General features: G+C 68.6%; 6 protein-coding genes, 1 tRNA gene and 2 pseudogenes. 4 read left to right on the forward strand and 5 right to left on the reverse strand.

Features of this window, described 5'->3' with window-relative positions:
- Positions 1-323 precede the first annotated feature (323 nt).
- Together ACZ67Q_RS34930 and ACZ67Q_RS34935 are read right to left on the reverse strand one after the other, a co-directional pair.
- Positions 324-2,363 carry a YfjP family GTPase gene (locus ACZ67Q_RS34930; RefSeq protein ID WP_471190415.1) on the reverse strand — a complete coding sequence of 680 codons (2,040 nt, stop codon included), beginning with the start codon at positions 2,361-2,363 and terminating at the stop codon, positions 324-326.
- Between the two features lie 378 nt (positions 2,364-2,741).
- Positions 2,742-4,352 (reverse strand): dynamin family protein, encoded by a 1,611-nt coding sequence (locus tag ACZ67Q_RS34935; protein WP_471190417.1) that lies wholly within the window; start codon positions 4,350-4,352, stop codon positions 2,742-2,744.
- A 315-nt stretch (positions 4,353-4,667) separates the two neighbouring features.
- Between ACZ67Q_RS34935 and ACZ67Q_RS34940 the strand changes: the two genes are divergently transcribed.
- A tRNA-Arg gene (locus ACZ67Q_RS34940) sits at positions 4,668-4,740 on the forward strand.
- 914 nt (positions 4,741-5,654) lie between these two features.
- Here ACZ67Q_RS34940 and ACZ67Q_RS34945 read toward each other — a convergent pair.
- Complete coding sequence (locus tag ACZ67Q_RS34945; protein ID WP_471190419.1) at positions 5,655-6,713, reverse strand: hypothetical protein; 1,059 nt, start codon at positions 6,711-6,713, stop codon at positions 5,655-5,657.
- A gap of 446 nt (positions 6,714-7,159) precedes the next feature.
- On the opposite strand from ACZ67Q_RS34945, the pseudogene ACZ67Q_RS34950 reads away from it, so the two are divergent.
- From ACZ67Q_RS34950 to ACZ67Q_RS34960, 3 genes and pseudogenes are all read left to right on the forward strand, one after another.
- Positions 7,160-7,630, forward strand: a pseudogene (locus ACZ67Q_RS34950) (UTRA domain-containing protein); the annotation flags it as partial.
- A 52-nt stretch (positions 7,631-7,682) separates the two neighbouring features.
- Complete coding sequence (locus tag ACZ67Q_RS34955) at positions 7,683-7,931, forward strand: DUF7660 family protein (RefSeq protein WP_471190421.1); 249 nt, start codon at positions 7,683-7,685, stop codon at positions 7,929-7,931.
- 483 nt (positions 7,932-8,414) lie between these two features.
- A complete protein-coding gene (locus ACZ67Q_RS34960) occupies positions 8,415-8,804 on the forward strand; it encodes a hypothetical protein (RefSeq protein WP_471190423.1) in 390 nt (129 codons plus the stop codon).
- A gap of 128 nt (positions 8,805-8,932) precedes the next feature.
- On the opposite strand, the pseudogene ACZ67Q_RS34965 reads toward ACZ67Q_RS34960, so the two are convergent.
- Both ACZ67Q_RS34965 and ACZ67Q_RS34970 read right to left on the reverse strand, forming a co-directional pair.
- Positions 8,933-9,547, reverse strand: a pseudogene (locus tag ACZ67Q_RS34965) (histidine phosphatase family protein); the annotation flags it as partial.
- Positions 9,548-9,555: 8 nt separating this feature from the next.
- Positions 9,556-10,035 carry an SRPBCC family protein gene (locus ACZ67Q_RS34970; RefSeq protein WP_471190425.1) on the reverse strand — a complete coding sequence of 160 codons (480 nt, stop codon included), beginning with the start codon at positions 10,033-10,035 and terminating at the stop codon, positions 9,556-9,558.
- Positions 10,036-10,301 lie beyond the last annotated feature (266 nt).

Consider the following 10,301-nt stretch of genomic DNA (forward strand, 5'->3'; position numbering starts at 1 on the left):
GACGGGCCCGTCCCGACGGCGGCGTCTGGCCACGGCGGCCGGGTCGAACCCTCTGCCGCCGCGCACGGCAGCCGCGTCCGTAGCGGCTGCCGGTGCGACAACCGCGTCCGTCGCAATCGCCGTCACCTGTGCGACAACCGCGTCCGTCGCAATCGCCGTCACCTGTGCGACAACCGCGTCCGTCGCGATCGCCGCACAGCCAGACTGCCTCCGTCGGGCCGGGCCCGCTGAGCGCTGTGGATCAGCCCCGACTTGTGGACAACTCCGCCACCCGCACGGGTGAACCGTCGTCCCGCGACCCCTCACCCACCCCCTTCACCGGCTCAGTGACTCACCCCCACCCCCGTGACCCGGGCGTACTGCTCCCGCACCTCGCGGTACCGCAGCAGCTCCGCGGCGAGCGGATCGAGCACGCGGGCCCGGCCGCACGCGCCGGCCGCCTCTCTGAGCCGCCGTTCCGCCTCCTGCCCGTACCGCCGGGCCGGACCGCGTGCCGCCATCCGGCATCCCCACTCGATGAAGGGACCACCGACGATCCCGCACACCATCAGCAGCACCGGCACGCCCAGGTTCGGCGCCATCACCCCGATGATCTGCCCCACCAGCCACACGCCGCCCACGATCTGCAGCAGCGTCATCGACGCCTGCGCCAGCACCGCGACCGGCCACCAGCCGGGACGCGGCGGCCGCCCCGGAGGCAGCCCGGCCCGCGTCGTCAGCTCGTCCAGCGCCTCCGGCAGCCCCTGCGCGCCGCGCACCGCCGCCTCCCGCACCGCCTGCGCCCAGGGCGCGGGCAGCCCGGCCGAGGCCTGGTCCGCCACGGTGCGCACCGCGTGCTCGACGCGCTGCCGCGCGGTGGCCTCCTCGTCGGGCTGGGAGCGCAGCGGCAGCCGGCCCGTCGCGGGTTCGCGGCGGTCCTGGTACCAGCGCCACAGCCGCAGCCACGGCGTTCCGCAGGCCCGGTTGGCGTTGCGCAGCCAGGCCCGCTCGGCCGCCTCGCCGGCCGCCGTGGCGCCGACCGCGTCCGCGAGCTGCGCGGAGAACTCCTCGCGCGCCTCCTCGGTCAGCCCGGGCCGCCGTCGGGTGGCGTACACCGGGCGCAGCCCGACCGCGGCCGCATCGACATCGGCGGCGATACGGCGGGCCGCGGCCCCCCGCTCGGCGACGAACTGCCCGAGCGCCTCCCGCAGATCACCCACGCCGTCGCCGGTGAGCGCGGACAGCGCCAGCACGTTCGCACCGGGTTCGCCGAACTCGCCGAGCGCGATGCCGTCCTCGTCGAGCAGCCGCCGCAGATCGTCCAGGACCAGATCGGTGGCCTCGCCGGGCAACCGGTCGATCTGGTTGAGCACGACGAACATCACCTCCGCGTGTCCCGCCATGGGCCGCAGATAGCGCTCGTGCAGCATCGCGTCGGCGTACTTCTCCGGGTCCACGACCCAGATGACGGCGTCGACCAGCTTCAGGATGCGGTCCACCTGTTCGCGGTGCTGCACCGCCGCCGAGTCGTGGTCGGGGAGGTCGACCAGGATGAGCCCGCGCAGTTGTTGTTCGGAGTCGGCGTTCTGCAGCGGACGGCGGCGCAGCCGGGGCGGGATGCCGAGCCGTTCGATCAGGCCGACGGCGCCGTCGCTCCAACTGCACGCGATGGGCGCGGCGGTGGTGGGCCGCCGTACCCCGGTCTCCGAGATGGGCACTCCTGCGAGCGCGTTGAACAACTGCGACTTGCCGCTTCCCGTGGCGCCCGCGAGCGCGACGACGGTGTGCTGTCCGGACAGCCGGCGCCGCGCGGACGCCTCGTCCAGGACCCGGCCGGCCTCGGCGAGGGTGCGGTTGTCCAGGCGGGTGCGGGAGAGCCCGACGAGCTCGCGCAGCGCGTCCAGCCGGGAGCGCAAGGGCCCGTCGTACGCCAGTGGCGCGACGCTCAGCGGCCCGGGCGCCCGCGGCTCCAACGGCGTCTGTTCGGCGGCGGTGGACTCCGTGACCCGCCGGGCGATGAGGCCGTCGTCCCAGACCCCGGCGGCATCGTCATGACCGGTGGCACCGGCCTGGCCGCGGTCGTCGGAGGCGGACTCGGCCTTCACACGGTCGTCGGCGGCCCGCTCGCCCTTCGCGCGCTCGGATGCCGTACGGTCGCCGGCGGCCCGCTCGTCTTTCCCCCGATCGGATTTCGCACGGCCGCCGACGGCCCGCTCGTCCTGCACGCGGTCGGTTTTCGTACGGTCGCCGGGGGCGCCGTCGGGCTCGGTACGCCCGCCGGGCACACGCGCGTAGCCGGCGACGGCACCGGAGGAGGTCTGCGCCTGAGCGCCCTCATGGTCGGTGTCGGAAGAGTGGGCGTCCTCCGTGCTCCCTTGCGTCACGACAGCACCGGCAGTGCCCTCCGGCGCGGCTTCATTCGACAAGGCGCTCCCCGGCCCCTCCCCGCCTTCCCCCTTGCCCGCGCGATCCGGCCCGGCGCCCGTGACGGCGGAGCCGTCCTCCCCCCGGCGTTCGTCGTCGTCCACGGCCTTCTCCACTGAGTGATCCGGGTGATCGGGTTGATTCAGCTGGTCCAGATCATCGTCGTGATCAACGTGACCGGCACGATCGACGTGATCGACGTGATCGACGTGATCGGCGTAATCACTGTCATCGATGCGATCGATGCGATCGATGCGATCCGTGTGTTCGACGTGATGGGGCCGACCGAGGTGATCGGTGTGCTCGGTGTGGTCCTGGTCAGTGACGGCGGTCACCGGTCACCTCTCCTTCTGCAGTACGGACAGCGCGGCGATGAGTTCGGCCTGCGGCTCGGGGTGGACGTCGAGTTCGTCCAGAGGCGCCAGCCGGCGTTCACGTTCGGCGTGCAGCACCCGGTCCACGTGCTCGTTGAGCAGCCGCCCGCCCCGGTCGCGCAGCCGCAGCGCGCCGTGGGCACCGATCCGTTCGGCCAGGCCCTCACCGGCGGAGCGCGCCCGGCGGCCACCGAGCAGCGCGGTGGCGACGAGCGCGGCGAGCGCCTCCGGATCGGGCGCGGCGCCGCGTTCGATCTCGCGCACCTCTTCCTCGGCGTACTCCTCCAGTTCGCGCCGCCAGCGCCGTACCGCGAGACCGATGCGGTGCTCGGCGCTCTCCAGGCCGGAGTCGCGGTCGGCGAGGCCGGGGGCGTCCGCGCCCGGTTCCCGGCGCCATGCCTCGTCGATGCGCTCGTCGGCGGCGGTCACGGCGCACAGCAGCAGCGTGGCGAGGCTCTCCACGAGCGCGTCGAGCAGTTCACCGGCCGTGCAGTCGAGCGGGAAGGCCCGCCAGCGCTTGAGCGCGTCGCCGGCGAGGACGGCACCGGCTTGGAGCCGGTTCCGCACGCGCGCGTGCTCGTTGTCGTAGGCGCCGTCGACGGCGGCGGTCAGGCGTAGGGCGGCGGCGTACTGCTGGGCGGCGGCGCTGGCCAGTTCGGGCAGCCGGGACTTGAGGCTGTCGAGGACGCCGTGGACGGTACGGGCCATGGCGTGCCGGCGGGCGGCGGGGTCCTGCGTCTGGTGCACCAGCCAGGTGCGCAGCGACGCGACGGCGCTGGCGGGGAGCAGCCCCGCGCCCCAGGCGGACTCGGGGAGTTCGGGCACGGTGAAGCGGGGTACGTCGCCGAGGCCGGCCTTGGTGAGGAGGGCGCCGTACTGCCGGGAGACTTCGGAGACGACCTGGTGGGGCACCCGGTCGAGAACGGTCACCAGGGTGGCGTCGTACTCCTTGGCGGTGCGCAGCAGATGCCAGGGCACGGCGTCGGCGTAGCGGGCGGCGGTGGTGACCATGATCCAGATGTCGGCGGCGCAGATCAGCTCGGCAGCCAGGACACGGTTGTCGGCGACGAGGGAGTCGATGTCGGGGGCATCGAGGAGGGCGAGGCCGGGCGGCAGGTTGTCGGCGGTCTCGATGCGCAACGCGCGCGTGGGGTTGTCCCCGGGCAGGAGCAGTTCTTCGTCGCCGGGTTCCTGATGGGGCACCCACACCCGGGGGAGGCCGGGCAGGATCCGTGTCCCGCTGAACCAGTGATGGTCGTCCGGGTGACAGACCAGCACCGGCGTCCGGGTCGTCGGCCGCAGTACGCCCGCCTCGCTGACGCGTCTGCCCACCAGGGAGTTGACGAGCGTCGACTTGCCCGCGCCGGTGGATCCGCCCACGACGGCCAGGAGCGGGGCGTCGGGCCGCCGCAGGCGGGGCACCAGGTAGTCGTCGAGCTGCGCGAGCAGTTCGTCCCGGTTGGCACGCGCGCGTGGGGCTCCCGCCAGAGGCAGCGGAAAGCGTGCGGCGGCGACACGGTCGCGCAGGGCGGAGAGTGCGTCGAGCAGCTGAGGCCGTACGTCCAAGGTCACCACATGCGAAGAATGCCCAATTTTGAGGGAATTCTGAAGCATATAGGCATGTCTGCGCGCCGATAGAACACAAGGGACGGAAGGGATGACCGGGACATGAGCACAGCGCAGGCATAACGAGTGCACAACACCCGGCCCGCGAGGCGCCAAAAGCGCTGCACGATTCGCACCTGCCTGCGATTATCGGGACCGCTTCACCGAACCTCCACACCGAGCCACGGAGGCGAAGCGACAGGGTCAAGGAACCGGGAGCCCTATCCTTGTCCCCGGCAACGTCAGGGTGCGGCCCGCCCGCCCCCACGACCGAGGCCACACCAGGCCCCCGTAGCTCAGTGGATAGAGCAGGCGCCTTCTAAGCGCTTGGCCGCAGGTTCGAGTCCTGCCGGGGGCGCACGTCTCCGCCCTCCCGTTTGGGAGGGCTTTTTGCTGGTCAGGGCGGGTGCCGGGTGGCGTGACGAAGCCCCGGACGCCCCCTCGATGATCAAGGGCAGGGTCCGGGGCTGTACGGCTGTCAGCGGGTTTTCGCGGGTGGCTCTGTCGACGGGCGCTCCGCCACGCCCGACGGATGACGGGACCCGGCGAGGATGCCGCCAGACTCACCCTGGAAGAGCAGATCACCCGGCTGGAGCTCTTCGCTCCTCGATGTGCTGCCGAAGGATGCGCGTCAGACAGGATGCCCCGGCACGGTGCACGTCTCGCCCTCCGCCCGCCTTTCAGGTCGCGTTGCTCGCGGTCCTCTCCCGTGTCGGTCCCCGAGGACACCAGCCGAGGCGTCGTGACGCTGGTCGTGCGATTCAAGCCGTCCGGCGACATCAAGCGCACTTCGCACGAGTCGACAGGAGTCGAGTGGCTCACGGACGACGGGGTCAGCAAGCGCATGACGTGGCTTGGTCGAGCACGACGGCGGGTAGCGTCTGGCTCGATGACTGGTGCAAGCAACGCCCGTCGACGGCCGAGACAGCTCACGGAACTCTCCGGCGTCCATGACTACCTCGATGAGATACGTCTCCGCCCCGGCGTGTGGCTACGGGGCGACTCCCTACAGCACCTGGGACTCCATGCTGATCGGCTATCGAGCAGCGTTGGCCACACACGGCATCGAGGAAGACTTCGCCTTCTGGAGCCCTGGCACACAAGGCCGTTCGCCGAGTGGCTCTATCAACGACTCCGCCATCAAAGCCCCCTTGGCTGGGCAGTCGAGATCGAGCACGAGGCCAAGGAGGCCGGTGTACCGGCGGCCGAAGACAAGACGCTGCAGGGACGTGTTCCATAGGCAACGACACACGAAGTGGCGCGACGGCAGGGTTAGCGCAAGGCAGGGGATTTAACACCAACCGTAAGATCGGTCTTGTTTGCAGATTCGACTGTGAGTGCTTCCACGTCTTTTTTGAGAGCGTTGTAGAGTCCGCCCTCGACCATTCTTTCGTACATAAACGCTGATCGTCGGGATCCAGTCACAGTGAAGGGATAGCCGATTATGGCTTCATTGTCGCCCAACAAAAGGAAATGGGGATGGTACCACGGGACTCCGATTATCTGATGCCTGCTCGCCAACGCGGCCGAGCGGGAGCCATTTCGCGAGAAAAGTACGTGTTGTATAAATCGCTCTTGTTCACCTTCCATGATTTTTGCCTTGTGATGCATACCTTCGCCGGTGTCTAGTGCACGTTTTGCCGCCAAGGCCTGAAATCCGATCGACGCAGGAGTGATCATGATAAGAGTGGTCTTCTTGGTGGTGTCGCGGAATCGTGCCGCCAACTCGTCTTTATGGTCGTCACCGAGCCAGCGGCAGTCAAAGGTTGTCGCGACGACCGTCAACCTTTGGTCCCGGATCACCATTCTACTTCTGGTTGCCCTACATTCGTCGCTGCTGTCAGGCACAAATATTCTTTTGAGGCCCAGCGCTTCGGCGCCCGAGACGGGGCCTACAAGTTTCTCGAGTCGATCAATTTCAGTTCGGACGAAGTCGACCTCGGCAGAGGCTTTTGCAGATCTCTTCTCTATTGCATCGAAGACGAGTCTGCTCACCATGAGATGGAGTTGACGTTCTTCATGTTCGGCCATTTTTGTGATTGCGTGAAATATGCCAGCACCTATCAAGGCATAGGAAAGAGTCTTTATTCCGTCTAGTACCGCAGGTGAATGACTGGACCGGTAAATTAGGACACCAGCCAGCACGAAGATGATATCGACGGCTATCGGGAGGGCGATGCTTGGATATGGCTTCCATTTAACGTCCAGCCCGCCGAGTTCCCGGATCAAAGGATCAAGGAGTTCATCAACTTTTTTCTTTCTAGCCCTGTAGTTGACCTTGAATGAAAACCCCATGATGTCGATACCCCCATAGCTGGCGAACGGATCCACGCCTCAAGGGCATGCTGATACTTCTCTTCACGAGCGGCATCGACTCGGGAAGCTGCGTCTGTACGGCTCCGCAGTTCCTCTTCTTCCACCCTGCGTCGTGCGGCTCCGCCTTGCAAACGGTGGTGCGCTGGCGACGCCAATCCGATGGGAGCTGGTCGACCCGCGCCGACGGAGTCGCGAGCCACGGGCGACGCACTGACTCAGGTTGTCCCAAGTGCAGCAAGTGGCTGGAGCACCTCAGCTCATCACGGCCGTCGACTCGAGGGGGTGGACCGATCTCTCGCGTATGTCTGCGACCAGCATTCTCAGGTTGGCCGACACAGGTTGGCGGCCCCCTTCCAGGGAGGCGGCGGAGCGAGAAGCCCACCCTGGGAACCAACCGTCGATGATGCAGTTGCCTAGAACAAGCAGATCCCGGCGTCGCCGCGCGAGGTCGCGGATGCGGTATGAAGGCCATTGGCAGGCAAGGGGGTTGGGAGAGCCGGACCCACGCCAAGGCCCGGCGCCGGCGGACATCGCGGCACGGCTCGGCATCGCCGAGGGTGACCTTTGCGTCCGCACGACGTACGAGTTCCTGGCCGACAGCAGGCCGCTGCAGCTGTCGACTAGTTGGGAGCCGTACGACCTCACCGCCGGCACACTCGTCGTCCTCCCTGAGGGAGGACCGCACGCCGGGGCGGGCGTCGTGAACCGCATGGCCGCTATCGGTATCACCGTCAGCCACGTCGTGGAGCAGCCGGAGCCTCGGCAGGCGACCGCCGAGGAGGCCTCGCTCCTGGGCGTTCAGAAGTCCGCGCTCGTCACGCACATCAGGGCGGACGTACTACAGCGACGAGGGACGGCCCGTGGAGACAGCGGACATCGTGGTGCCCGCCGCACACTGCGAGATCGTCTACGAGATCCCGATCAACCGCTAGCTCCGCCCACGCAGGACGCCTCGAACTTGGTGTGCCAAGTAGGGTCCGCAGCATGACGAGTCCGCCTGACCGCGTTGACAGCAGAGAAGACCTGGCAGCCCTCGTTCGTTCCCTGCGGCGCAGTCACGCCCAGGACGAATGCTCATGGGAGAACGCGGACCTTCCGAGCTTCCTGGAGGCTCTGGCGGCATGGATCGACGACGCGGACGGCTGGTACCGCAACACCGGCCAGGAGTTGCCGCCTGCCGGTGACTGGACGTTCTTCGCGCGAGCTCTGCAAGCAGCGACGATCTACGAGTAGGCGGAGCCGGGTCGAATGCGTGTCGAAGTCCAGACCATGACGTGCGCGGCGCGGTAAGAGCAGCGGGTCAGCGATGGGGTGGCCCACCGAGCGCCTTCTAAGCGCTTGGCCGCAGGTTCGAGTCCTGCCGGGGGCGCATGTCTCCGCCCTCCCCCTGGGGAGGGCTTTTTGCTGGTCAGGGTGGGTGCGGGGTGATGCGGCGAAGCTCCGGGCGTCTCCGCTTCCCGGCCTCTGGCTCGCCCGGTGGAGAGCGACACGCCCCATCCTTCCTCGGGGTCCGGTTTCAGCAGCGCCGTTCGCACACTCGGCCCGTCGACAGCAGGAATTGAACACGTTCAAGATGATGTCCGTCGCTCCGTCGGGTGTCGCTTCCCTGGGCGTCGCCACCGGGCATGGGCGAGATATGAGGGGCAGGGCCGTATGGCTGCCGACCGGCATCAGCGGGTACGACGTGCCGTCATGGGCGCCATGTTGGGATGCGCGGTGACAGGCCTGTTGGCCTCCTGCTCCGTGTACCCGGTCCAGCTGGACGGCGTCGATCAGCTGGCGGGCATGTGGTCGGACTTCGCCGGGAGGACCGTCGAGTTCAAGGACGACGGCACGTTCACGGCCAGGGGCTTGGACAAGGCGGATGTCGCCGCGAACTGCCCCGGGATCGCTGACCCGCAACAGGGAACCGTGTCCCTGTTCGGAACGTACGGCGAGGTCACCTTCGACGGGGTGGACTGCGAGGACATGCGTCTCGCCTTCTACGGCTCCCCGGAGTCCTTCATCGCCTGCTTCACTCGGGACCTGACTGCTGGGGGATGTACGGACGAATTCAGCAGGAAGCGGCCCGATCCTAGCGGTCCTGCCCGAGCAGCGGCTGCTTGATCGCCACGTCGCGGGCGCCTGTGGCGGGGATTTTTTCGGCGGCCCGTACGAGGACATACCCGACGAGCGTCCTGAGGCCGGAGGGGCCCGGCGCACCTCATGTGTGCCGGGCCCACGGGCAGGGCGGGTCAGTTCAAGTGGTGGGTGGCGTTGAGGGTCTGCACCGTGGCGGTGCCGTCCTCCGTGTAGGTCACCGTCGACAGGGAGGCTGCCGCGACTTCCATGCGGAACAGGGTGTGGGGTGGGGCCTGGAGGGCGAGGCGGAGCAGGGTTCTGAGGGGGACGACGTGGGAGACGACCAGCACCGTGCCGCCGGCGTACCGGGTCAGGAGGGCGTCTCGTACGGCGGCGACGCGGCGGATGACCTGTTGCATGGTCTCGCCCGCGCCCGAGGGGGCAGCCTCGGGCGAGGCGAGCCAGGCGTTCAGGTCGTCCGGGTAGCGTTCGCGGACCTCGGTGAAGGTCAGGCCCTCCCAGGTGCCGAAGTCCGCTTCTCGCAGGTCCCGGTCGACCTGGACGTTCAGGCCGAGCCGCGCGGCGACGGACTGAGCGGTCTCCCGGCAGCGCCGCATCGGTGACGTGACGACCGCGTCGATGTCGCCGCGGTGGGCGAGGGCGTCCGCCGTCGCCCGGGCTTGGCGGCGGCCGGCCGGTGAGAGTCCCGGGTTGGATCCTCCGCTGCCGGAGAGCCGTCGCTGCGGGGTGAGCAGGGTCTCGCCGTGCCGCAGCAGTACGAGCGTCGTCACGTCACTCACTTCGCGGTCTGCGCGAAGTGGTCCCGTACGCAGTCGGTCTGCTTCTCCATGATCTCGATGATGCCCTCGACCACGTTCAGGTCGGCGTCCTCGGCGATCTCCAGGATCCGCGACCAGTCGAAGAAACTGCGGGCCGGGTCGTTGGTGATGGGGAACACCCGGATGGTGGCCTCGTAGCTGGCGACCCCGCTGGTGGGGGCGACGGCCCGGTATGACTGGGTCCTGTTGATCTCGTCGCGAGCGGCGATCTCCTGCTGGACGACCTTGCCGCTGAGCGTGAGCTTGAAGTCGTAGCGGGCGGGGACCGTGTCGACCGAGCCTCCCTCCACCCAGCTGACGTCCCGGTGGACGTCCAGGTCGCCGGGGGACACGATCTCCAGGATCTGCATGGCGTCGCGGATGGTCGCCCACACGGTGTCCGGGTCGGCGTCGAGGATGGTCGAGTGGTACATGGTGTGCTTGCGCTGGATCGGCACGGGGTGCTCTTTCTTCTAGGTCGCTGGAACGCTGGGTCGCTGGAACGCTGACTCGCTGGCCCCGCTGGCCCCGCTGGCCCCGCTGGGCCGCTGGGCCGCCGGGCCGCTGGGCCGCTGGGCCGCTGGGCCGCCGAGAGGCCGGAACGCCGGAACGCCGGGACGCACCGGAACGCTAGAGGTTGTCCCGTAAATGATCTGAGGCATGCAGGCTGACCTGCTCGTTTGCCTGTCATCCGGTGAGGGTGAGGTTGTGCAGGCGGGCGATG

It is taken from the genome of Streptomyces sp. NPDC036813 (assembly GCF_055609245.1).